The organism is Burkholderia sp. MSHR3999 (assembly GCF_000833595.1).
Taxonomy (GTDB): domain Bacteria; phylum Pseudomonadota; class Gammaproteobacteria; order Burkholderiales; family Burkholderiaceae; genus Burkholderia; species Burkholderia ubonensis.
Genome location: NZ_JRFO01000007.1, coordinates 1,873,284 through 1,895,155, shown reverse-complemented (window position 1 = coordinate 1,895,155; position 21,872 = coordinate 1,873,284). Strand labels below are relative to the sequence as shown.

General features: G+C 66.1%; 24 protein-coding genes and 3 pseudogenes. 12 read left to right on the top strand and 15 right to left on the bottom strand.

The window, feature by feature from the left end:
* Nucleotides 1–70: 70 nt before the first annotated feature.
* Nucleotides 71–346: a DUF4148 domain-containing protein gene (locus KY49_RS31730; RefSeq protein ID WP_042588251.1), complete on the bottom strand. Its 276-nt coding sequence runs from the start codon at nt 344–346 to the stop codon at nt 71–73.
* Between the two features lie 84 nt (nt 347–430).
* Nucleotides 431–775: a DUF4148 domain-containing protein gene (locus KY49_RS31725; RefSeq protein WP_042588250.1), complete on the bottom strand. Its 345-nt coding sequence runs from the start codon at nt 773–775 to the stop codon at nt 431–433.
* Nucleotides 776–978: 203 nt separating this feature from the next.
* Between KY49_RS31725 and KY49_RS31720 the strand changes: the two genes are divergently transcribed.
* Complete coding sequence (locus tag KY49_RS31720; protein ID WP_042588249.1) at nt 979–1,515, top strand: sigma-70 family RNA polymerase sigma factor; 537 nt, start codon at nt 979–981, stop codon at nt 1,513–1,515.
* Nucleotides 1,515–2,300 carry an anti-sigma factor family protein gene (locus KY49_RS31715; protein ID WP_042588248.1) on the top strand — a complete coding sequence of 262 codons (786 nt, stop codon included), beginning with the start codon at nt 1,515–1,517 and terminating at the stop codon, nt 2,298–2,300. Before KY49_RS31720 ends, KY49_RS31715 begins: the two co-directional genes overlap by 1 nt.
* A gap of 68 nt (nt 2,301–2,368) precedes the next feature.
* On the opposite strand, the gene KY49_RS31710 is transcribed toward KY49_RS31715, so the two are convergent.
* The 4 genes from KY49_RS31710 to KY49_RS31695 form a co-directional block, all read right to left on the bottom strand.
* The gene (locus KY49_RS31710; RefSeq protein WP_042588247.1) at nt 2,369–2,710 is read right to left on the bottom strand and encodes a cupredoxin domain-containing protein; all 342 of its coding nucleotides are present in this window, start codon (nt 2,708–2,710) and stop codon (nt 2,369–2,371) included.
* Between the two features lie 17 nt (nt 2,711–2,727).
* Nucleotides 2,728–3,672: a metallophosphoesterase family protein gene (locus KY49_RS31705; RefSeq protein ID WP_042588246.1), complete on the bottom strand. Its 945-nt coding sequence runs from the start codon at nt 3,670–3,672 to the stop codon at nt 2,728–2,730.
* 223 nt (nt 3,673–3,895) lie between these two features.
* Complete coding sequence (locus KY49_RS31700; protein WP_042588245.1) at nt 3,896–4,285, bottom strand: DUF3331 domain-containing protein; 390 nt, start codon at nt 4,283–4,285, stop codon at nt 3,896–3,898.
* A gap of 47 nt (nt 4,286–4,332) precedes the next feature.
* Nucleotides 4,333–5,634, bottom strand: coding sequence for an NAD(P)/FAD-dependent oxidoreductase (locus KY49_RS31695; RefSeq protein ID WP_042588244.1), 1,302 nt, complete (start codon nt 5,632–5,634; stop codon nt 4,333–4,335).
* 145 nt (nt 5,635–5,779) lie between these two features.
* On the opposite strand from KY49_RS31695, the gene KY49_RS31690 reads away from it, so the two are divergent.
* From KY49_RS31690 to KY49_RS31680, 3 genes and pseudogenes are all read left to right on the top strand, one after another.
* A complete protein-coding gene (locus KY49_RS31690; RefSeq protein ID WP_042588885.1) occupies nt 5,780–6,451 on the top strand; it encodes a TetR/AcrR family transcriptional regulator in 672 nt (223 codons plus the stop codon).
* Nucleotides 6,452–6,638: 187 nt separating this feature from the next.
* Nucleotides 6,639–7,427 (top strand): annotated as a pseudogene (locus tag KY49_RS31685) (efflux RND transporter permease subunit); the annotation flags it as partial.
* Nucleotides 7,424–8,333: pseudogene (locus KY49_RS31680) on the top strand (TolC family protein). The pseudogenes KY49_RS31685 and KY49_RS31680, both read left to right, overlap by 4 nt.
* A gap of 182 nt (nt 8,334–8,515) precedes the next feature.
* On the opposite strand, the gene KY49_RS31670 reads toward KY49_RS31680, so the two are convergent.
* Nucleotides 8,516–8,995, bottom strand: a complete 480-nt coding sequence (locus tag KY49_RS31670; protein WP_042588241.1) for a nuclear transport factor 2 family protein — start codon at nt 8,993–8,995, stop codon at nt 8,516–8,518.
* Nucleotides 8,996–9,268: 273 nt separating this feature from the next.
* Between KY49_RS31670 and KY49_RS36575 the strand changes: the two are divergent.
* Nucleotides 9,269–9,652: pseudogene (locus KY49_RS36575) on the top strand (winged helix-turn-helix transcriptional regulator); the annotation flags it as partial.
* Between the two features lie 121 nt (nt 9,653–9,773).
* Here the strand turns inward: KY49_RS36575 and KY49_RS36570 are convergent.
* On the bottom strand, nt 9,774–10,148 hold the full coding sequence (locus KY49_RS36570; protein ID WP_082062484.1) for a YXWGXW repeat-containing protein: 375 nt from the start codon (nt 10,146–10,148) through the stop codon (nt 9,774–9,776).
* 593 nt (nt 10,149–10,741) lie between these two features.
* Here KY49_RS36570 and KY49_RS31660 point away from each other — a divergent pair.
* Nucleotides 10,742–11,836, top strand: a complete 1,095-nt coding sequence (locus KY49_RS31660) for a porin (protein WP_042588239.1) — start codon at nt 10,742–10,744, stop codon at nt 11,834–11,836.
* 159 nt (nt 11,837–11,995) lie between these two features.
* Here the strand turns inward: KY49_RS31660 and KY49_RS31655 are convergent, their stop codons facing one another.
* Nucleotides 11,996–12,394, bottom strand: a complete 399-nt coding sequence (locus KY49_RS31655) for a GreA/GreB family elongation factor (RefSeq protein ID WP_042588238.1) — start codon at nt 12,392–12,394, stop codon at nt 11,996–11,998.
* Nucleotides 12,395–12,908: 514 nt separating this feature from the next.
* Between KY49_RS31655 and KY49_RS31650 the strand changes: the two genes are divergently transcribed.
* Nucleotides 12,909–13,235 (top strand): DUF4148 domain-containing protein, encoded by a 327-nt coding sequence (locus tag KY49_RS31650; protein WP_042588237.1) that lies wholly within the window; start codon nt 12,909–12,911, stop codon nt 13,233–13,235.
* 162 nt (nt 13,236–13,397) lie between these two features.
* On the opposite strand, the gene KY49_RS31645 is transcribed toward KY49_RS31650, so the two are convergent.
* Nucleotides 13,398–13,859, bottom strand: a complete 462-nt coding sequence (locus tag KY49_RS31645) for a CBS domain-containing protein (protein WP_042588236.1) — start codon at nt 13,857–13,859, stop codon at nt 13,398–13,400.
* Between the two features lie 176 nt (nt 13,860–14,035).
* Here KY49_RS31645 and ribA point away from each other — a divergent pair, with 176 nt between their 5' ends.
* Both ribA and KY49_RS37930 read left to right on the top strand, forming a co-directional pair.
* Nucleotides 14,036–14,686, top strand: coding sequence for a GTP cyclohydrolase II (gene ribA / locus KY49_RS31640; RefSeq protein ID WP_042588235.1), 651 nt, complete (start codon nt 14,036–14,038; stop codon nt 14,684–14,686).
* Nucleotides 14,683–14,907, top strand: coding sequence for a hypothetical protein (locus KY49_RS37930; protein ID WP_156162657.1), 225 nt, complete (start codon nt 14,683–14,685; stop codon nt 14,905–14,907). Before ribA ends, KY49_RS37930 begins: the two co-directional genes overlap by 4 nt.
* A 21-nt stretch (nt 14,908–14,928) precedes the next feature.
* On the opposite strand, the gene shc is transcribed toward KY49_RS37930, so the two are convergent.
* A complete protein-coding gene (gene shc / locus KY49_RS31635; RefSeq protein WP_156162656.1) occupies nt 14,929–16,965 on the bottom strand; it encodes a squalene--hopene cyclase in 2,037 nt (678 codons plus the stop codon).
* 64 nt (nt 16,966–17,029) lie between these two features.
* Here shc and KY49_RS31630 point away from each other — a divergent pair, with 64 nt between their 5' ends.
* Nucleotides 17,030–17,725: a TetR/AcrR family transcriptional regulator gene (locus KY49_RS31630; RefSeq protein ID WP_042588233.1), complete on the top strand. Its 696-nt coding sequence runs from the start codon at nt 17,030–17,032 to the stop codon at nt 17,723–17,725.
* 300 nt (nt 17,726–18,025) lie between these two features.
* On the opposite strand, the gene KY49_RS31625 is transcribed toward KY49_RS31630, so the two are convergent.
* From KY49_RS31625 to KY49_RS31615, 3 genes are all read right to left on the bottom strand, one after another.
* Nucleotides 18,026–18,823, bottom strand: coding sequence for a hypothetical protein (locus KY49_RS31625; protein ID WP_042588232.1), 798 nt, complete (start codon nt 18,821–18,823; stop codon nt 18,026–18,028).
* Nucleotides 18,824–18,870: 47 nt separating this feature from the next.
* Nucleotides 18,871–19,479, bottom strand: coding sequence for an acyl-homoserine-lactone synthase (locus KY49_RS31620; protein ID WP_042588231.1), 609 nt, complete (start codon nt 19,477–19,479; stop codon nt 18,871–18,873).
* Nucleotides 19,480–19,685: 206 nt separating this feature from the next.
* Nucleotides 19,686–20,129 carry a DUF4902 domain-containing protein gene (locus KY49_RS31615; RefSeq protein ID WP_042588230.1) on the bottom strand — a complete coding sequence of 148 codons (444 nt, stop codon included), beginning with the start codon at nt 20,127–20,129 and terminating at the stop codon, nt 19,686–19,688.
* Between the two features lie 71 nt (nt 20,130–20,200).
* On the opposite strand from KY49_RS31615, the gene KY49_RS31610 reads away from it, so the two are divergent.
* Complete coding sequence (locus KY49_RS31610) at nt 20,201–20,920, top strand: autoinducer binding domain-containing protein (protein WP_042588229.1); 720 nt, start codon at nt 20,201–20,203, stop codon at nt 20,918–20,920.
* A gap of 33 nt (nt 20,921–20,953) precedes the next feature.
* Here KY49_RS31610 and KY49_RS31605 read toward each other — a convergent pair whose 3' ends face one another.
* Complete coding sequence (locus KY49_RS31605) at nt 20,954–21,661, bottom strand: MgtC/SapB family protein (RefSeq protein ID WP_042588228.1); 708 nt, start codon at nt 21,659–21,661, stop codon at nt 20,954–20,956.
* Nucleotides 21,662–21,872 lie beyond the last annotated feature (211 nt).

Below are 21,872 nucleotides of genomic sequence, written 5' to 3'. Positions count from 1 at the left end.
TGAGCAGGAATCGACCCGGCGGAACGGCCGGGTCGGACCTGTGAATCTCCGTCGCCGGCGTCACGTGCCGCTACCTGCCGGCTTGCGCGGGCAGGCCGGCTGACGGCGCATTTGCGTCGGCCGCCGCCGATCTGGCTGCCCGCTTCGCGGCGACTTTCGCTTCCGCCGCCTGAATGTCCGCGGGGTACGTGCCCTGGTCGCCGGCCGACGGATTGTAGCCGGCGGCTTCCAGTTCGTAGAGTTCCTCCAGCACCTGCGCGCGCGTGAGCGGCGCGGGTGTCTGGGCCGATGCCGCATCGCCGGCGAACAGCGCGGCGACGATCAGCAAACCGATCGGGTGTTTCATGATGGTGCTCCAGAAACCGTGAATGCAATGGCGGGCAGGCGACGAGCGACGCGCGCGTCTCAACTGACGAACGACGTGCGCGTCTCAGCTGCCGAAATACGGCGTGCAGAAGCTGACGGGCCCGACGCACGCCGCGTCGCCCGGTGTCGCGGGCGCGAGCGCGCGTTTGCCCGCATCGGTCGAACCCGTGGCCTGACTGCCGGTTCCGCTGCGTTCGGGCGCGGCCTGCATCTGGTCCACCTGCGTTTGGTATAGCGGGCTCACATCGGGGTACGACGCGTCGGTCACGAAACGCAGGCCGTGGTTTTCCGCGTCGATCAATTCCTGACGGACTTCCGCGCGCGTCCTGCCTTGCGCCGAAACCTGCGTGGCGAAACCGGCAGCGCAAAGCATCGCGATGGAAACGCCGACCAGCAGAGGCTTGTTCATGTTGAGCTCCTTCGAAAGTGAAAACGGTGCGTGCTGCAATCGTTCCAACTTCGCGGCGGGCGCGTTTATTCCGCTCGTACGGAATCCTTGAAAAAAAAATTGCCAGCACCCGCACGGCATGCGGACGACGGGAATAGAAACCGCGTATCGGGAGTTATCACTTGTGCGGTGTGGTTTCGATCAAGTGACGATCCGGGTGAGGAATGGACGAGCAGACTTCCGTCAGGCGCTTCGATGCGCTGATGTCGCCTCACATGCATGCCGCGTACAACGTCGCCCGATGGCTTGCCCGCAACGACCAGGATGCGCAGGACATCGTTCAGGACGCGTATGTCCGCGCGTTCAGGTTCATCGACAGGTTCGACGGCGACGATGCGCGCGCGTGGTTGCTGAGCATCGTCCGCAACGTGTTCTTCACGTGGTATCGGCAGAACCGGCGCCGCACGGCCGAATCGCTGTCGCTCGACGATGACGCCGCCGCGCCCGAATTGAGCGACGACGGCTGCCTCAGCCCCGAGACCCTGGTGATGCGCGCGCAGGACCGCCGGCAGGTCGTCAAGGCGCTGGAGAGTCTGAGCGTCGAGCACCGCGAGGTCGTCGTGTTGAGGGAGATCGAAGGGTTCTCGTACAAGGAAATTGCGAGCATCGTCGGCGTGCCGATCGGCACGGTGATGTCGCGCCTCGGGCGCGGGCGCCGGCAGCTTGCCGCGATTCTCGTGAACATGGGCCAGGAGGCGTGATGGATCATCAGCAAGCATGCGACGTGCTCGCGGCATACGTCGACAACGAGTTGAGTCTCACCGAAAGTGCGGCGCTCGAGCGTCATCTGGCCCGCTGCAACGCATGCCGGAGCGCACTCGAGATCCAGCGGCGCGCGAGCGCGCTGCTGAAGTCGGCCGACCTTCGGTTCGGCGCGCCTGACGCATTGCGAGTGCGGATCGCGGCGGATCTGCGTTCCCGTCGATCCGTGCGCCGGCGCCTGTCCGATTGGCTGCGGCCGCGGACGGCGACCGGCATGCCGATCTGGGCGCCGGCGGGCGCGCTGGCCGTCAGCGCGCTGGCGCTGACGTGGAGCGGCGCGCTATGGCTGTCGGTTCCGACGGCCGACGAGCAGCTCCGGACGGAACTCGTCGACAGCCATGTGCGCTCGCTTCAGCTGGATCATCTGACCGACGTCGTGTCGACCGACCGGCATACGGTCAAGCCTTGGTTCGACGGGAAGATCGATTTTGCGCCGCCGGTGCGGGATCTGGCGCAGGACGGCTATCCGCTCGTCGGCGGGCGGCTCGATTACGTGGGCGGGCGGACCGTCGCGGTGCTCGTGTATCAGTATCGGCGCCATCCGATCAACGTGTACGTGTGGCCGGGAGACGGCGCCGCCGGGCAGCCGCGCATCGACGAGCAGCAGGGTTATCACGTCGCGCGCTGGTCGGCCGGGCGAATGAATTACCGGGCCGTCACCGATGCGGGCGCCGCCGAGCTCGGCGGGTTCGTCGAACGGTTGCGCGCGGCGGCCGGATCGTAAGCATTTCTAGGCGTTCGCAGGCGCACGACACGTGCGCCGCGACGCATGCCCGATTGCGGCGCAGCGGCTTACTGCACCGTGATCGTTTCCTTCATGAACGGGTGAATCCCGCAGAAGACCTTGTAGACTCCCGGCTTGTCGAATTTATAGGAGTACGTTTCGTCCTGGTCGAGCGCATTCGAATGAAAGATGCCCGCGTCGTTGACGATGGTGTGCGGTTCCGCATCGAGGTTCTTCCAGGTGAGCGTCGTGCCGGCCTTGATCGTGGTCGACATCGGCGAAAACATGAAGTTCTTGATGGTCACGAGCGGGCCGCCCGCGCTCTGCGCGAACGCCGCGCCGGGCGACACGGATGCGGCCGCGCAGAGCGCGAGCGCGACGAGGGTGCGGGGCAGTGCACGAATCTTCATGGTGGTCTCCTTGCCGCTTACGCGAGCGTGGCGTCGTGAAGCGCCGACGCCGCGGGATGGCCGGCGAACCCGACGGTCGTCACGCCCAGCATCTTCGCGAGCTGATCGTGCGGCACGGTGAGCGGCACCGGGCCGGGGCCGTTGCCGGCGGTCGGCTGCGGGAATGCGGTGGAGCGCGCGGTATGGAACGTGATGTTGCCTTCCACCTTGGAGACGATCTGATGGATATGCCCGTTCAGCACGGTGACCGAGCCGAAGCGCCGCAGCATGCCGACGACCTGCGGCGCGTCGCCGGTTCCCCAGCCCCACGGTTCGTAGATCGTCCACATCGGCATGTGCGAGAACACCACGATCGGCGTGCTCGACGATTGGCCCTTGAGATCCTTCTCCAGCCAGGCGAGCTGATCCTCGCCGAAGCTGCCGAGCCCGTTGGGCTTGAAGTGCATCACGTTGACGAGCCCCACGAAATGCACGCCGTCATGGTCGAAGCTGTAATAGCCGCGATTGTCCGACGCCTTGCCGAACCGGCTGAAATATTCCGCGCCGGAGCCGTCGGTGACGTCGTGCTCGCCCGGAACCGTATGCAGTTCGGGGATGGACAGGCCGGACAGGAGCTGGGACGCGAGATCGAATTCGGACGCCTTGGACAGGTGGGTGATGTCGCCCGTGTGAATGGCGAGCGCGGGTTTCGCGGGCATCCCGTTGACGAGCGCGATCGTCTGCTTGAGCGTGCTGGCGACGTCGGGATTGGCTTCCTTGTTGAAGCCGATGTGCGTGTCGCTGATCTGCAGGAACAGCGGTCGCCCCGCATCGGCAGGGCGGACGCCGCTGTCCTGCGCGAGCGCGAGGTCGAACGGCGTCAGGATGCCGCCCGACAGCGTGAACAGCGTGCCGAGACCGCCGAAGGCCATGCACTGCAGCGCTTTTCGGCGGGACGGACTGGAGGGATTCGATGACGACATGGGGGCCTCGCAGGCGAATGAGAACTACGGACGGCCGGCTCGTCCGGGAAGAAACCGGCGCTTTCAGCCGGGTATACCTGCGAGGGCGGGGATTTATTCCCGCAGCGCGAGCGGAGCGGGTTCGGGAAATTGCGGATGCTTGCGGGACGTCGTCATGTCAGCCGATCGCAAGCATCGGGGGCGTTGCGACGGGACGGGAGGCGCAGCGCACGCGGCCGTGCGATCACGCCGCGTCGACCGCGTCCAGGCAGTCTGCCAGGATCATCGCGGCGGCATTCCCCGGCGTCGACCCGAGCAATTGCGGCGAATACACGCTGTCGCCGATTTCGATCGCCCGCCCGGACAGCACGCAGACGCCGCGGCGCCGAGTGTTGAACAGCCGCCATTTCTGGTAGCCGTATCGGCCGCTGCACGCGTCGCACCACGAAATCACCACGGAGTCCCGCGTCGGCCGCTCGAGCACGCCGATCGTCGGCAGGCTCGTCGCGCTCCAGTCGGGCAGCTTGTCACGGGTGGTGCTGCGTCGCCGGCCGGTGGCCCACGAGGCCGTCGGCATGTCGAAGCTGCGGATCGCCGCGACGGTTTGAAGCCAGGGGGCTGCATTGTCATCCAAGATGTCTGTCCTCCCGAGGCGATGCGGGATGCTGGGCGGGGCCTGAATCACGACAGGCGGATGCGCGGCTGCACGCAGCCGTTGATCCGTTCGGCGAGCCACAGCAGGGTCGCCTTGGAGAAGCCGTGCAGCGCCTGCTGGTGCTGCCGGTACAGCATCAGGTGGCTGAACTGCGCGAAACGCCCCTGGATGAAGCCGCCGCGGAAGAAGCCGAATTGCCCGAGCGTGCCGAACGCGTCGTAGTCGCTGATCGACACGAGCGCGCCGAAATCGTGGAACGCGAAGGCAGGCATCGGCTTGCCGTCGAGCCATGCGGGCAGGTGCTTCGCAAGATGCTCGGCCTGCTGCGCCGCGACCTGCGCGGTGGGCGGCAGCGGCCGCTCGCAGCCGTCGGGCAGCAGGCTCGCGCAATCGCCGATCGCGAACACGCGCGCGTCGCCCGTCGCCTGCAGCGTGGGCCCGACGACGATCTGGTTGGCGCGGTTCGTGTCGAGGCCGCCCAGCGCCTGCATGAAATCGGGCGCCTTCACGCCGGCCGCCCAGACCATCAGGTCCGCTTCCGCGAACGAACCGTCGCCATAGTGGAAGCCGCGCGCGTCGGCCGAGCTCACGCGCGTCGACGTCAGCACGTGAAAGCCGATCTGTTCGAGCCGCCGCTGCGCGGACGCGGAAATCCTCGGCGGAAACGCGGCCAGGATGCGCGGGCCGCTTTCGAGCAGCGTAAGCCGCAGCCGCTCGCGCACCGTCGTGTCGCCGTACGCTTGCGCGACTTCCAGCAGCCGGCTCAGTTCCGCCGCGAGCTCCACGCCCGTCGCGCCCGCGCCGACGATCGCGACGCGCAACGGCTCGTCGCGCGCGACGCTGCGGAACACGCGCATCCGCAACGCCTCGTTGAAGGTTTCGGCCTGCCGTTGGCTGTCGATGAAGTAGCAGTGCTCGCGCACGCCCGGCACGCCGAAATCGTTGGCCTGGCTGCCGAGCGCGAGGATCAGCACGTCGTATTCGAGTTCGCGCGCTTCGAGCACCCGTTCGCCGTCCTGCGCGCGGATCTCGCCGAGCTGCACGCGCCGCCGCGCGCGATCGAGCCCCTGGAGTTCGCCGGGCTGGTACGTGTAGCCATGCTCGCGGGCGTGGGCGAGGAAGATCACCTGCTGTTGCCGGACATCGCGCGTGCCGGCCGCGATCGTGTGCAGCATCGGCTTCCATACGTGTGTCGGGCTGCGGTCGACGACCGTGACCTGCGCGCGGCCGGACTTGCCGAGCCGCTCGCTCAGGCGGGTCGCGAGCTGCAATCCGGCGATGCCGCCGCCGGCAATGACGATACGCACGGGTTCGGATACTGGGAACATCGTTAAATCATCGCGTGATGAATAATGTATGATCCTAGCGCCGCGCGACTTGGCGTGTCAACCGGAGGCGGAGACCGTCCGGTTCCCGGAATCGCGGCCGGCGGATGATCGGGACAATCGAATCGTGGAAGGGAGCAAGGACAACGTGGCTGGAGTTTCTGGGCGATCCCCGTCGAAGCGGCGCACGCGTGGACGGCCTTTGCCGGGCGCGTCAGTCGGACCGGACGTCATCTTGCGCGCGGCGCGCCGCACGTTCGCGAAGCGCGGCTACGACGCGACGAGCGTGCGGGAGATCGCGCGCGAACTGGAAGTGGATGCGGCGCTGATCGCGCATCATTTCGGAACCAAGGAGACGCTCTGGAACGCGGTCGTCGAACAGATCTCGGAGCTGGTGGCGCCGTTGCTGGCCGAGGTGGGTGCGCTGAAAACGTCGTCGCTGTCGTACCGGGCGCGCGTCGAGCGCGCGCTTGCGCTGGGCATCGACCTGACCTTCGCCGAGCCGGACATCGGCATGTTCTTCTCGACCGCGACGACGGAGCAGGGCGAACGGCTCAACCTGCTGCTGGAGAGGCTGGTGCGGCCGTACCGCGCGGTGTTCATCCCGCTGCTGGTCGATGCGGCCGATGCCGGCGAGATCAGGATGGCGGATCCCGACGTGACGTTCTTCATGATCGAGAACGCGATCAACATGACTGTGTCCTACAGTCACCTGGTGCGGGAATTCACAGCGCTGCCATCGCGGCCCGAGCAATTCAAGGCAGCCGTGCTCGCGACGGCATTCGACCTGCTGGGGCCCGGCGCGCCGGCGTCGCGATGACGGCCGGCCCAACCGGGCGGTCGCGTCGCCGACGCGGCTCGACGCTTGCGGTGAGCGGGGGCCGTCGGCCGGGGTGAGGGCGCGGCACCGGCGTTTCTTCCGAGATACGTTTCTTTGCGGCGGCGCGGCTTCGCCCGCACGCCTGCGCGCGCGTGCCCGGGCCACACCGGGCGGGCGGGAGCAGGCCGCGGAGGACATCGCGAACCTGCGCACGCGCAACGCGAAAGGGGAGATGGTGCCGATCGGCTCGATGGTGACCGTCGAGCCGACCTACGGGCCGGACCCGGTGGTCCGCTACAACGGCTATCCGGCCGCGAACCTGATCGGCGACGCGGGCCCGAAGGTCATGTCGTCCGCGCAGGCGATCGCGAAGCTCGAGCAGATCGCGAAGGACGTGCTGCCGCCGGGCATCACGCTCGAATGGACCGACCTCAGCTACCAGCAGGTCACGCAGAGCAACGCGGCGATCGTCGTGTTCCCGCTCGCGGTGATGCTGGTATTCCTCGTGCTCGCCTCGTTGTACGAAAGCTGGACGCTGCCGCTCGCGGTGATCCTGATCGTGCCGGTGTGCATGTGCGCGGCGCTGTTCGGCGGGTGGCTCTTGGGCGGCGACAACAACGTGTTCGTGCAGGTCGGTCTCGTCGTGCTGATGGGGCTGGCGTGCAAGAACGCGATCCTGATCGTCGAGTTCGCGCGCGAGCTGGAGATTCAGGGGCAGGGGATCATCGAGGCCGCGCTCGAAGCGTGCCGGCTGCGGCTGCGCCCGATCGTGATGACGTCGGTCGCGTTCATCGCCGGCTCGGTGCCGCTGCTGATCGGCAGCGGCGCGGGCAGCGAAGTGCGCGCGGCCACCGGCGTCACGTTGTTCGGGCTGTTTTTGACACCGGTGTTCTACGTTGCGATCCGCAGGCTCGCGGGCGGCACGCCGGCCGTCTGGAACGAACAGCATGGCGCCCTCGAAGGAGAAAACCGATGAGCGCAGTGTTTCGTTTTTCCGCGCTTGCGACGTCGCTGGCGCTGGCCGCGTGCGCGGTCGGTCCCGACCACGAGCGGCCCGCGTCGGTGGTTTCCGCGCGGTTCGCGCGCGACGAATCGCAGGCGATGCAACATGACGCGGCGCCGGCCGGCACGTCTGCGGACGCGGATGCCGCATTCTGGCGCGGCTTCGGCGATCCCGCGCTGACCCGGCTGATCGACGCGGCGCTCGCGGCGAACCAGGACCTGCAACTTGCGGTGTCGCGCTACGACGCGTCGAACGCGCTGCTGCGCGAGACCCGCTTCGACCGGATTCCGACCATCTCCGCGAGCGGGCAGATCGGCCATCGGCTGACGAGCAAGGACCAGGCGTTCGGCGCGCCGCGCGACCAGCGCGACAAGCCGACGTCGAGCGTCGGCATCAACGCCGCGTGGGAACTCGACCTGTTCGGCCGTGTGCGGCGCGCGGTCGAAGCGCAGCGCGCGGAAACGGCCGCGAGCGCGGCGGACGTCCGCGCGCTGCGGATCGCGATCGCGGGCGAGGTCGCGCGCGCCTACGTCGACCTGCGCGGCTCGCAGGAGCGGCTGCGGATCGCGCGCGAGAACGCCGACAACCAGCGGCAGACGCTTGCGCTGATCGACGCGCGCGTCGGCGCCGGGCGCGGCTCGGAGCTGGAGCGCGCGGCGGCCGACAGCGCGCGCCGCGCAGCTCGCGCATGCGCGGTTCACCGCGGGGGCGATCGACTACTACGAGGTGCTCGACGCGGAACGCACGCTGCTGCAGGCGCAGGACGCGGCGGCTGATGGCCGGTTGCGTAGCGCGAGCGCGACGGTCGCGCTGTACAAGGCGCTCGCGGGCGGCTGGCCGTCGGGCGCGGGGCTGGATGCGCCGATTGCGCGGCGGTGATGCGGGATGACACGGCGGGCCGTCGCCTTGGCGACGCGTTCCCGTCGCGCGGCCCGACACTGGCGCTTCGCGGCTTGCGCCGAGAACGGCACGGCCGGCGCAGGCCGGACGATGCCGTCTCATTTCCCATCCCCGTTCTGACGACGGAACAGGTGCTGAAGCTCGACCTGATCCGATGACGGTCAGAACATCGTATTTGCGTTCGCGGATGTTTCCGGCACTGGCTGGATCACGTCCCAGTGCTCGACGATCTTGCCGTCCTTCACGCGGAAAATGTCGATGACCGCTTGCCCGCGATCGTCCGGGCGCTCGGTCGAGTGGACGTGCAGGTAGACGAGATCGCCGTCGGCCGCGCTGCGCACGATCCGCGCGCGCGATTGCGGATTGTCCTTGAAGGCGCCGGTGAAATACGAGACGAACGGCTGCTTGCCGTCCGGCACGTAGGGATTGTGCTGCTTGTAGCCGTCCGCCACGACGGTCGCCGCTGCTGCGATGTCGTGCTGGTTGAAGAAGCGGTCGTAGAACGTCAGCACGAGCTGGCGGTTCGCTTCCTCGGCCGCCGGGTTGCGCGACGTCGGCGGATTGGCCAGCGCAGCCGTGGCGCCGGCCAGCAGGCCGATGCCGATGGCGAGGAAGCGAAGGGGCGAGCGGGATGAGGTCATGAGCGGGTTCCTTGTTTGTCTGCGAATGCTGTCGTCGACCTCAACGCGAAGGTCTCCTGATGAAGTCGTTTGCGTCATTGCCTGCAGCGGTTCAGATACGGCGTGAGATGTGCCTCCGGGCGTTGTCGACATGCTTCGTAGAACAGGCGAAACCGGCCGGATTCGAGTCGCCGGAATGGTACAGTGGCCGCACAACCGTCACAAGAAGTCAGCACGGCGTGAACAGGTCACGCCGTGCTGACCGCATTCATTTTCGCGAAAGACATTCAGGCATTGCCGACTTCCTCCGCCGACGATCCGGTTGCGTTCGATCAGCCGTGCCCGATCCGCGACGTGCTCGACCGGATCGGCGACCAGTGGAGCCAGCTCGTGCTCGATGCGCTCGCCGACGGAACCTTGCGTTTCAATGAGCTCGGCCGTGCGATCGGCGACATTTCCAGGCAGATGCTGTCGCGCACGCTCAAGCGGCTGGAACAGGACGGCTTCGTCAGCCGCACGCTGTTCGCCGAGGTGCCGCCTCGTGTCGAATACGAGCTGACCGCGCTTGGCCGGTCGTTTCTCGTGCCCATGCGCACGCTGATCCAGTGGGCGGACGAGAACCATCGCGCGATCTGCGACGCACGCCGTCACGCGCGTGAGCGTGACGGCGACGCGCGTGAGCGGCTATTCCGAGGGCAGTGCGTTCAGCATGCCGCGCCGGCCAGATCGACGTTGCTGTTTCGCGGTTCTTGCCTTCGGTGTGCCGGCGGGCAGGGCGGCTTGAACATGCGGCTTCCGGCTAGCGCCAATAGCCGTCGACGTACACCCATGTCGGCCCCTGCCGCCGCCAGTAGCCGGGAATCCAGCGATGACCGGGGCGTCGCGCGATCCAGCGGCCGGGAACCCATCTATATTGCCCGCCTTGCCAGCGCCAGTAGCCGTCTGTCCAGAGATAGCCGTGCGGCCGTGGCGGCGGCGGGCGGCGGTCATGGCGCAACGGCGGCGGCGCGACGCCCGGGCGGTTGTCGTAGGGCGGGCCGCCGGGCACGCGGTGGGGGCCGGACGGCCGGTAGACGGGCGCAGCGGGCTGGGCCGAGGCGGCGCGGAGCCATGCGGCGCTGCCGGCAAAGGCGGCAGTCAGTCCAATGGTGCGCAACAACGAGCGTCGATTCATCGCGTGTCCTGTTCTGCTGTCGGGTTCGTCGTACCTTAGCCTGCCTGCGCAACGGTCGGGTTACGCGCCCGGTCAGGGCTGTTACGGCATGTCACGGCCGCCGCGATCACCTGGATGACGCCGCGGGCCGTGGATAGGTGGAATCACCGGCGTTGCAACCATTCGTCGGAAGTTTGCCGTCCGTGCGCCCGTTCCGGACGCCGGAAGCTCAATATTTGAGATTGAATCAGGTAAAAATTGCCGAATTTGTGTCATTTGTACGATTCTGCTTGTTGTTTCTATGCAACCGTCAAGACAGTGACACGGAGGAATGATGCGATGAATGCAACCAAAAATCTCCCGTCAAGACGCCAAAAAGAATCGTCAAAACAAATACTTATAACGCGGCCCTGTTTTCATTATTTCTATTTATGGAAAAGCTTATTTCTTTATTTGCGAATCGCTCCCCTAGGGTACACCCCTAAACTCACGGTTCCCAAACGGGCAACTATCCGGGCGCAGCCAGCAGGACCGATGGCGTTTCCGGGCGGTTGCAGACCGTTTATGAACAAGGTCGCGAGACCTGCCTCTTTTTATAGAAGGGAGCTCCACGAATGAACAAGACTCTGATCGTTGCAGCAGCTGCAGCATCGTTCGCAACCGTCGCTCACGCGCAAAGCAGCGTCACGCTGTACGGCGTGCTGGACGCAGGCATCACCTATCAAAGCAACGTTCAGCCGGCAGCTGGCCAGGCTGGCAAGTCGCGCTTCTCGATGGGCAGCGGCATTGACCAAAGCCGCTTCGGCCTGCGTGGTTCGGAAGACCTCGGTGGCGGCCTGAAGGCAATCTTCACGTTGGAAAGCGGCTTCAACATCGGCAACGGCAAGTTCGCGAACAACAATGGCATGTTCAATCGCCAAGCGTTCGTCGGCCTGTCGAGCCAGTACGGCACGGTCACGCTGGGTAAGCAGTATGACGCAGTTCAAGACTACCTGGCGCCGCTGACCGCAACGGGCACCTGGGGTGGCACGTACTTCGCACACCATGAAAACAACGACCGTCTGAGCACGAACGGTGACGTCGCACTGAACAACACCGTCAAGTTCACGAGCGCGAACTACGCTGGCCTGCAATTCGGCGGCACGTACTCGTTCTCGAACGACACGAACTTCGGCAACAACCGCGCATACAGCGCTGGTGCAGCGTACCAGTTCCAAGGCCTGAAGCTGGGTGCAGCGTACTCGCAAGCGAACGTCGGCGCGAACACGTCGGGCGCGACCAGCAACCTGCTCCAGGGCCGTAACCGTACGTACGGTGTGGCAGCTGGTTACGCATTCGGCCCGGCACAAGTTGGCGCCGCATGGACGCAATCGCGTCTCGACAACCAAGCCAATGGCAATGCGTCGGTTCGCACCGACAACTACGAAGTCAACGCGAAGTACAACCTGACGCCGGCTCTCGGCCTGGGTGCTGCTTACACGTACACGAACGCGAAGGTCGCGGGCCAAAGCCAGCACTGGAACCAGTTCGGTCTGCAGGCTGACTACGCACTGTCGAAGCGCACCGACGTGTACGCACAGGCTGTGTACCAGCGTTCGTCGAAGAACGCATCGGCAGCGATCTACAACGGTGACGTCGACCCGACGACGCGCACGAGCTCGGGCATCAACCAAACCGCAGCAACGGTTGGTCTGCGTCACCGCTTCTAAGCGTGACAGCTGGGTAACCAGCTCTGAAAAAGGCGCCTTCGGGCGCCTTTTTTTCGTCCGTTGACCCGGACAAAAAAAGCGAGGCATCCAGTCAGGAAGCCTCGCTTTTTCCATTTGCGGTAGACGGTGCAGCCGCCGCCTTCCGCTCACAGAGTCGTGTCAACGCGTGTATTCGCCGTTGGCCTCCGGCTGGAACACGATTTCCGCGACCTTCATCAGCTTTTCCGTGCCGCTCGGCTGCATCACCTTCACCAGCTGGCCGCGCTGCGTGCCCAGCAGCGCCATGCCGACCGGCGAAAAGACGTTCAGGCGTCCTTGCTCGAGATTGGCTTCCTCCGGATAGACGATCGTCCAGGTCGTCTTTTCGTGGCTCGTCTCGTCGAGCAGCGTGATCTGCGAGTTCATCGTGACGACGTTCGCCTTGATGGCGTCGGGTTGCACGATGTCGGCGCGCTCGAGCAGCGTGTCGAGCATCGCCTGGAAGCGCGGATTGTGCTCGGCGTGCTTCTCGAGGCGAGCGACGTCGAGTTCGGTCAGTTGATAAAGGCGTTGTTTCATGGCAGTTCTCCAAATGATCGGCAGGGGCAGGCGGGGCTTACCTACGTGGATCGCCCGGAGCCTGTCTGACTTGGCTCCGGGTGGAGACTGGCTGGTCAGATCAAGCGCCGGGCAGGGGCGAGCGGAGCCTGGGCCGCGCGTCGAGCGAGGGGATGCGCCGGATTGCCGGCGAACGCGCGCACACCGTCCTGTCGGGACGGCAAAACAGCGGGAAGCAGGCGTGCGCGCATGGTGGGTGAGAAATCGTCAGTCGTATAAGACCTTACGATTGTACAACACCCCGGAAAGCCGTTGATCGAAGTGTCAGCGATTTGTCAGAGATTGTTGTCGAATTGGCGTAAGTGAGTGGGTGACAGCACCCGAGAAGCGTCCGATATTTTCCAAAAACGCAACGCAGTATGTTCAAACCAAGGGTTTCCCCTTGGTCGTTCGGCGACTAGACTGAGTTCAATCGCTTCAGACAACCCTGCCGGAAGCGACGTGAAAAACAGAACATACTCGGAGGTAAGTCATCATGAAGTCGATCATCTACGCAGCGATTGCCGCTTCCGTCCTCGCCACCCCGATCGCGTCGTTCGCGCAGTCGGAGCAGGGCTTGACCCGCGACCAGGTCAAGGCGGAACTCGTCCAGCTCGAACAGAACGGCTATAAGCCCCAAGCTACCGATTCGCAGTATCCGGCCGATATCCAGGCCGCCGAGCAGCGGATCCAGCCGAGCCAGCCGATGCTCGCACACGCCGATACGAGCGGCTACGGCGCCGTGGCGACCGGCGCGGCGCAGTCTGGCCGCCCGATGCGGGAAGCGCCGAATCCTGTGAATTCGGTCTATTTCGGCGACTGAACCAACTATCCCGGGTCTGCCCGCACGCATCCAACACCGCCAAGCGACGCGCGCGTGACACGCGCGTCGCCCGCAAGCAGGAGCAGAACCTCCGTCGCCGCATTTCGGCGGCTTTCTCGCCCAGACGCTCGCGCGTTTGGGCCTTTTTTGCCGGGAGCGCCGTCAGACGGACGTGACGGCCGGGGTTCCGTGAATGTAGTGCTCAAGCTGGCTGATCGTGAACTGCTGGTCGGCAATCACGCTCTTGACGAGGTCGCCGATCGAGATGAGGCCGATCAGCTTGCCGTCGTCGAGGACAGGCAGGTGGCGCATCCGGTGCTCGGTCATCAGCGCCATGCATTCGTCGCTGGATTGCGAGGGTTCGACGTAGCGGACCTTCGAGGTCATGATTTCCTCGACGCGCGTGGCCTTCGACGAACGGTCCTGCAGCACGATCTTGCGCGCGTAGTCGCGCTCCGTGACGATGCCGGATATGTCGTCGCCATCCATGACCAGCAGTGCGCCGATGCCCTTCTCGGCCATCAGCTTGATGGCGTCGTAGACGAGGTCGGTTTTCTTGACGGTGTAGATGGTGCGGCCGGATTCCGGCTTGGCCTTGAGAATCTGCGCGACAGTCGTGCTCATACGCTTTCTCCGTGTGCAGGACAATGCAGGGAAGGCTGGGCGTGATGCGCGGCACCCGATTCATCCAGTATAGACGGGTGCGCGGCAGCGGCGCGTGACAGATTGCAGATTAGCGGTAAACTGCCGTCACGTGCCATCCAGAAAATTCCTATATTCCTGATCGTTCCATTGATTTCATGATGTCTTCGCGTCCCCAATCGCCCACGCAGGGCAATGGCCGGGCCGACGAGTGCGTGTCGCTCGTCGCAACCGCGTCGCTGCCCACGCGCTACGGCACGTTCACGTCGTATGCCTTCCGCGTCTCGGGTAGCGACGCCGAACACCTTGCGCTCGTCATGGGCGACGTCGCCGGCGAGCAGTCCGTGCTGACGCGGCTGCATTCCGAATGCCTGACCGGCGACGTGTTCGGCTCGTATCGCTGCGACTGCGGCGAGCAGCTCGATCTCGCGTTGCGCTATATCGCCGCGGAAGACCGCGGCGTGCTGCTGTACCTTCGCGGCCACGAAGGGCGCGGCATCGGCCTGAGCAACAAGATCCGCGCGTATGCGCTGCAGGAGCAGGGGCGGGATACCGTCGAAGCGAATCTCGACCTCGGCCTGCCCGACGACGCGCGCGAATACGATTCCGCCGCCGCGATCCTGCGCATCCTCGGCGTGACGTCGGTGCGCCTGATGAGCAACAATCCGAAGAAATTCGACACGCTCGTGAAACACGGCATCCCCGTGTGCGAGCGAGTCGCGCTGGCGGTGCCGGTGCGCGAGGAAAACGAGCGCTATATCCGCACCAAGCAGGCCAAGTTTGGCCATTACTTCGAGGAAAACGAGTGACGCGCATCGGCGCGTCGCCGTGGCCTGCATTTCGATGCGGCGTTTCGGATCGCCGCGGTATGCAATCGAAGCCGGTTCGTCCGGCTTTTTTCATGCGTCGTGCCAATGGTGATGCACGGCAAGATGGTCGCGTGCGCAACGTTTTGCGGTTGCAGTGCGATCGACGAAATAATCCGGGCAACGAATTGTTGATCGGCCTCTGCGGCCGGCATCACGAATAGGCCGCCGGCCGGGCCGCACAGTTACGCGACAGCCGGATCGGCGATCGTTGCGGCCGTACCGGGGCCCGGCGCGGATGGCGCGGCCTGCGCACCGGCGAGGCGCCGATAGCGCGCGAGCGCCCACAGCGGAAAGTACGCGGTGTAGCCGTGATACTTGAGGTAGAAGATGCGCGGAAATCCCGGCGCGTTGTGCGAGCGATGCCACCAGAAGCCGTCGTCCTGCTGGACCGACAGCAGATAGGCGATGCCGCGGCGCACGGAATCGGACTGCCAGTCGCCGAACGCCATCTGCGCGAGCAGCGCCCACGCGGTGCAGTTCGACGTGCTCTCGCCGTAGTTGGTCGCGCGCAGCTGCGGGTCCGCGTAGCTGTCGTTCGTCTCGCCCCAGCCGCCGTCCGCATGCTGGTGCGCGCGCAACCAGTCGAGCGCGCGCGCGATGTAGGGCTGCGATTTGTCCTCGCCGGAGAGCGCGAGGCCGGCCAGCACGCTCCACGTGCCGTACAGGTAGTTCGTGCCCCAGCGGCCCCACCAGCTTCCGTCGGGCTGCTGCGTGCGCTTCACGTACTCGATGGCGCGCGCGGCCGCCGCCCGGTCTGCGGGACGCTTCGTGACGCCGAAGCACAGCAGCACGCGGCCCGACACATCCTCGGTCGGCGGATCGAGCAGCGCGCCGTGATCGGCGAACGGAATCGCGTTGAGATACAGGCGATCGCAATCGGCATCGAAAGCGCCGAAGCCGCCGTTGCGCGATTGCAGCCCGCGCATCCAGTCGAGCGCGCGCGTGACGCGTTCCGCGTAAGGATTCTCGCCCGATGTCCTGGCCTGCGCGCGGCCCCGGCGGTCGAGCATCGCCGTGACGACCGCGCTGTCGTCGATGTCGGGGTAGTACGGGTTCGCGTACTGAAACGCCCATCCGCCCGGCTGCGTGCCGGGCCGCGCGTTTTCGCGCCAGTCGCCTTCCAGGTCGTTCACCTGGCGTGTCGCCAGCCAGTCGTACGCGCGCGCAATGCGCGCGTCGAGGTCGCGATCGGAGACCTGCGCGTCCGGCGCGGCGGGCGTCGCGCCGCGGGCCTGTTCGAGCGCCATCGTGCTCCACGCGGTGTCCCACACCGGCGAGAGGCAGGGCTGGCAATACACGCTGCCGTCCGCGCGCGTGACCAGCAGCTTTTCGAGCGCGTGTTCGCAGTCGCGCCGCAGCGGATGGTCTTCCGGGTAGCCCAGCACTTCCATCATCTGGTAGCTGTACACGATCGGCGGAAAGATGCCGCCGAGCCCGTCTTCGCCGTTCATGCGCTCCGCGCACCATGCTTCGGCGTGCCGGATCGCGCGTTGCCGAAGGCGGCGCGGCAGCAGCGGCTCGAGATGCCGGACCGTGCGGTCCAGCGCCAGAAAGAGCCTGCGCATGCCCTTGGCGGGCGGAAAGTAGTGGCGCTCCTCGTCGGGCGGCGTGACGAAGAGTTCGGCGATCGACACGTTGCGCGGATTGCGCGCGCGCGCACGCAGCGAACACAGCACGAGCAGCGGCACCATCGTCGTGCGCGCCCAGTAGGCGACCTTGTACATCGAGATCGGCGCCCACTTCGGGAACAGCACGAACTCGACGGGCATGAACGGCGCCGCGCGCCACGGCACCTGGCCGAACGTCGCGAGCAGGATGCGCGTGAACACGTTCGAGCGGGCCGCGCCGCCGAGCTTCAGGATGGCTTCCCGCGCGCGGATCATGTGCGGCGCGTGCTCGGAATCGCCCGCCGCCTTCAGCGCGAAATACGCCTTCACGCTGCACGAGATGTCCGGCGCGCCGTCGACGTACAGGTCCCATGCGCCGTGCGTTTCGACACGCTGGATCGCGCGCAGGTAGCGCGCCATCTGAGCCTGGCGAACTTCATCGATCTTGTCCATGAAATGCATCATCAGGATGTATTCCGCGGTGATCGTCGCGTCGGATTCCAGTTCGAAACACCAGCTGCCGTCCGGCTGCTGGAGGCCTGAGAGGGCGTCGCGTCCGCGGAGGATGGCGGCGTCGAGCGCGGACGGGGAGAAGGCGTGGTTCGGTTTCATGGCGCGGATAATACCATCTGGATGGAATGTTTGATCGGAGAGGGGGCGATGCTAAGATCCGCCTATGAAAAAACATCCCGACACAGCGCCGCGCAACGCGTCCATGCAGGCCGAAGTGGCGAAGGCCGCCAGCGCGCACGCCGCAGAACGAGCATCGACGCCAGCCGCGTCGGTCGCTTCCGGCGTGCGGCGCAAGAAGGCGCCGGAGCAGGTGCGCTCGCAGCTTCTCGCCGCCGCGTCGGATCTTGCCACCCGGCATGGCGTGCAGGCGCTCACGCTGGACGCGGTGGCCGAGCGTGCCGGCGTGACGAAGGGCGCGCTGCAATATCACTTCGCCAACAAGCAAGGGTTGCTCGATGCGCTCTTCGAGCAAACGGTCGCGCGGTTTTCCGGGCAGGTGGCGCAACGGATCGCCGCGGATCCGGAGCCGGCCGGCGCGGCTTCGCGCGCCTATATGCACACGATGCTCGACCAGAAGAATCCGGCGGCCAGCACGGATGTGCTGCGCGTCCTGGTTGCGTCGATGGTGAGTGAACCGGAGGCGCGCGAACGCTGGTCAGCGCCGATCAGCGAATTGAGCCGCCCCGATCCGGTGCCGCTCGAGCAGGCCGCGACGCTGATGATCTGCAGGCTCGCTGCCGACGGCCTGTGGCTCTGGGATCTGCTGGGTTGCCAGGACATGCCGGATCAACTGCGTGCGGAAATCATCCGGCAACTGGAGCGCATGACCGTCGACGCAGGTTCGGCGCCGACACGATGACGGATGTTTGGCTCGTGTGCGCGCCGATGATGCGCTTGCCGCACATTGGGACGAACCCGGTTGCCGGCAAACAACGTGAACGATCGTAAGCCGGAGCTTTGGCGGCCCGTCGCAGGGCCATACCGTCAGTCTCGGAATTCGCCGGCAAGTAGCGCGGTGCGCCGCGCGCAGGCAATAAAAAAGCCCGCTGCTGGAGCGGGCCGAAACCATGTTTGGAGACATGGAGGAGACAGATGTGAATTTAAGGGAAAACCCTAGCGCCGGCAACCGGCAATCGGTCGTCTGTTGTATTCCTGCAACTCAATGGGCCCGGTGCGTACGCATGTCCATGCCGCGCGCCCGATTGCTGCGGAACCGTTCGTGGGCAATCGGCAGCGCGAACTTGTCGCGCATTTCCGTTTCGATCCACGCGCAGGCTTCGCGCGCGCAGTCGTTCAGTTCGTGTCGGGTCGCGTGCCCGTCGATGTCGTAGACAAAGCGCACGTCGACCTCGTCGTCGGCGAGCTGCCGCTCGAGCTGATTGAGCTGCAGTTGCGGCGTGTGCCGTTGCGCCAGCGCGCGAAGCTCGTCGAAGTGATACTCGAGCCAGTCCGCGAAGAACAGCGCGTCGGTGCGGCACGACAGGCGGAACGCCGCGCTGCGCGACAGGCGCGCGGTGCCGTCGGCGCCGGCGATCGGCGCGGGCGCCGGGTCGTGCCGATCGTCTTTCGGGCTGGCTGCCGAGTCGGCGACGGGCGCGAGCGGGTGCCGGATGTGCCGGTAAGGCTCGCGGTCGCGCAGCGTGTGCCACAGCAGTTCATCGCTGGCGGCGCACGACGGTTGCATCGTCAGGTCATGGCGGCCGTCGCCGGTCGCGACGACGTCGCGAATCACGAGGCGCAGCGAGCAGAGCGGTTCGTTCCGGGCCAGCAGCGTGGCCGCGCGCGGCAGTCCGCAGACGAGCGGCGCAGGGCCCCCGGTGCGGAATACGAGCCCGTGGCGGTCGAGCCGCACGAGCGGCAGCGGCTCGGGAAACGACGGGTACGCGACGGCGATGCGCGCGCCGTCGGCGCGCGTCAACTCCGGCATCATCGAGCGAAAGACCGTTGAGTGGTCCACGTTGACTCTCCTTCGAATACGATAGCGCCCGAGCGGCATGGATGTGCTCAGGCGGCGATGGCTTGCCGGGCGCCGCTTCCCGGGGCGATTCCAAGTGCCGCAAGCGTCTGCGGATCGATATCGATCCAGCAGGCGACGACCATCCTGCCGTCGATCATCTTCGGCGGGCCGGCCCGGTGCGCATGCACGCCGATGCGGCGGAACAGGCGCTCCATGCTGGCGAACGTCACGCCGATCAGCTGCCGCGCGCCGAGTTGCGCCGCGCACTCGACGACCGCGGCCAGCATCGGACGCACCGCCCACGCGGCGGCTTCCGCCGAGCCGGCCTCGCCCGTCGCGGCAAAGCGCGACAGCTCCCACACCGCGGCCGACTGCGGCGGCGTCACGCCTTCCGCGAGCAGATCCGCGAACAAGGTATTCAGCAAATAGGGGCTCGTCGTCGGCAGCAGACGCGCGCAGCCGCACATCTCGCCGTTGCCGTTCCGCGCGAACACGTAGACGGTATCGTCGCGGTCGAACTGGTCGCGCTCGTAGATTTCGTTCGCCGACGGGAGCGCCCATCCGAGCTGCTCGACGAATACACGGCGCCGGTAGCGGCCGATATCCGCTGCAAGTTCGTGTGGCAATCGCCCTTCCTCGTGAACGAAGGTCCGCATGTTGTCCTCGGGTCTTTGCTTGGAGTGCGTGCATTACAGCGCGCGTCCCGAGGGGGGGTAACTGGTAACTCTTACAGGTGACGAGCGAAAAAAACCGACCGCGACGTGGTATCGGTTTCTTGAACGGCGGGATTGAAAACCGGCGCGGATTTGCTTATAAAGAGCGCCTGGGCGTCAATCGTCGGATGAATTCCTGCATCGGGTCGTCACTGGAGCGTCGGCCGGGCATGATGCGCGTCGTGATGCGCGAAGACGGCGGACGCGACGGCGGCGGGCCAGTCGAGGCGGGCGAGGCGGGCCACGAGCGCGGCGGCGGTGCGGAACATGCCGATGTCGGCGCCGGTGGCGTCGACGGCCATCACGTTGCTGCGAACGTCGCCGCCGGCGATCACGAACGCGCCTGACGCGCGCTCGAGATACCAGTCCCAGCCGAGCGTCACGTAGGCGACGCCCGCGCGGGCGGGGCGTTGCCACTCGGTGTAGCCGGCGAGGTGGGCATCGACCGCGCAGTTTTGCAGTTCCGCGAGCAGCGCCGGATCCAGGCCGCTCGCGACATGATCGAGCGCAAGCTCGGCCAGCGCGCTTTCGGAAAGACGCACGTAACCGTCCGGGGACGGACCATGGATGGGTTGCAGCAAAGGTGAAGTCATGCGCGGAATGTATCAGCCTCACCTGATGCTGAAACCTGATAAGTATGACAGCGTGACCTGTCGGAGAACGAATGGAACTGCGTTGGCAGGATGCCTACCATCAATTCAGCGCCGCTGAAGATGAGCAGCAACTCTTCCAGCGGATCGCCGCATATTCGAAGCGCCTGGGCTTCGAGTATTGCTGTTACGGGATTCGGGTGCCGCTGCCGGTGTCGAAGCCGGCCGTCGCGATCTTCGACACCTATCCGGACGGCTGGATGGAGCACTACCAGGAGCAGAACTACATCGACATCGATTCGACGGTTCGCGACGGCGCGCTCAGCACCAACCTGATCGTGTGGCCGGACGCGGACAAGGCCGGCGCGTCGCCGCTGTGGGCGGATGCGCGCGCATCCGGCCTCGCGGTCGGCGTCGCGCAGTCGAGCTGGGCGGCGCGCGGCGCGTTCGGCCTGTTGAGCATCGCACGCCATGCCGACCGGCTCACGTCCGCCGAAATCAACATGCTGACGCTGCAGACCAACTGGCTCGCGAACCTGTCGCATGCGCTGATGAGCGGCTTCATGGTGCCGAAGCTGGCGCCGGAGGCGAACGTCGTGCTCACCGCGCGCGAGCGCGAAGTGCTGTGCTGGACGGCCGAAGGCAAGACCGCGTGCGAGATCGGGCAGATCCTCAACATCTCCGAGCGGACGGTCAACTTCCACGTCAACAACATCCTCGAGAAGCTCGGCGCGACCAACAAGGTGCAGGCGGTCGTCAAGGCGATCTCGGCCGGGCTGATCGATACGCCCTGACGGGCGGCGCGGGCGCGCGCGGTTGCGCCCGCGTCACTCCATCAGCGGTTCCGCTTCCTTCGCGGTCCAGCTCACGCTGGAGATGCTCTTCTCCATGCTCATCCGGCTCGCGATCTGCTCGAGCTTCTGCTGATCCTTCGGATGCAGCTTCAACGTCGCGGTGACCTTCAGCCGGTCCGGCTGGTCGGGCACGTCCTCGCTCGTCAGGCTCTGGAACGACAGCGGTTTCGCGTACATCGAATTCGACAGCAGCGTGCGGATGTGCACCTCGTCCGCCGCGAGGCAGATCACGGTGATCTGGTATTCGCGCACGAGATCGGCGTTCGACACGGGCGTCGCATTGATCGCCTGGCTCACGCCGCGCAGCACCGTGTTGGTGAGCAGCACGACGCCCGTGCCGGCCAGCGCGGGCACGTAATGGCCGGAGCCCGACAGCACGCCGACGGCGGCCGAGCACCACAGCGTCGCGGCCGTGTTGATGCCCTGGATCGAGCCCTTGTCGCGCATGATCACGCCGCCGCCGAGGAAGCCGACGCCCGACACGACGTATGCGGCGATCTGCGTGACACCCGCGACGCCGTTGCCGGTCAGCACGCCGAGCGTCACGAACAGGCAGGCGCCGCTCGCGACCAGCGTGATCGTGCGCAGGCCCGCGGTGCGCTGGCGCATCTGGCGTTCGAGGCCGATCGCGACGCCACAGGCGAACGCGGTGAGAAGACGAAGTGCGAAATCGAAAGTCATGAGTTGTCCTGCCGTACGGGGCGCGCATGCAGCCCGGCATCGCGTCGACGCCCGGCCGGGCGGCGGCGCGATGGCGGTCGCCGCGCGGTACTGTACCGCGCGAATGCGTCATCGAATGTGAAACGGGGCGGCGTGCGGACTCGCGGGAACGCGAGCCGGGGCAGGAGAACTGCGGCGGACAGGCGTTCAGGCGGCGAGAAGCGCACGCAAC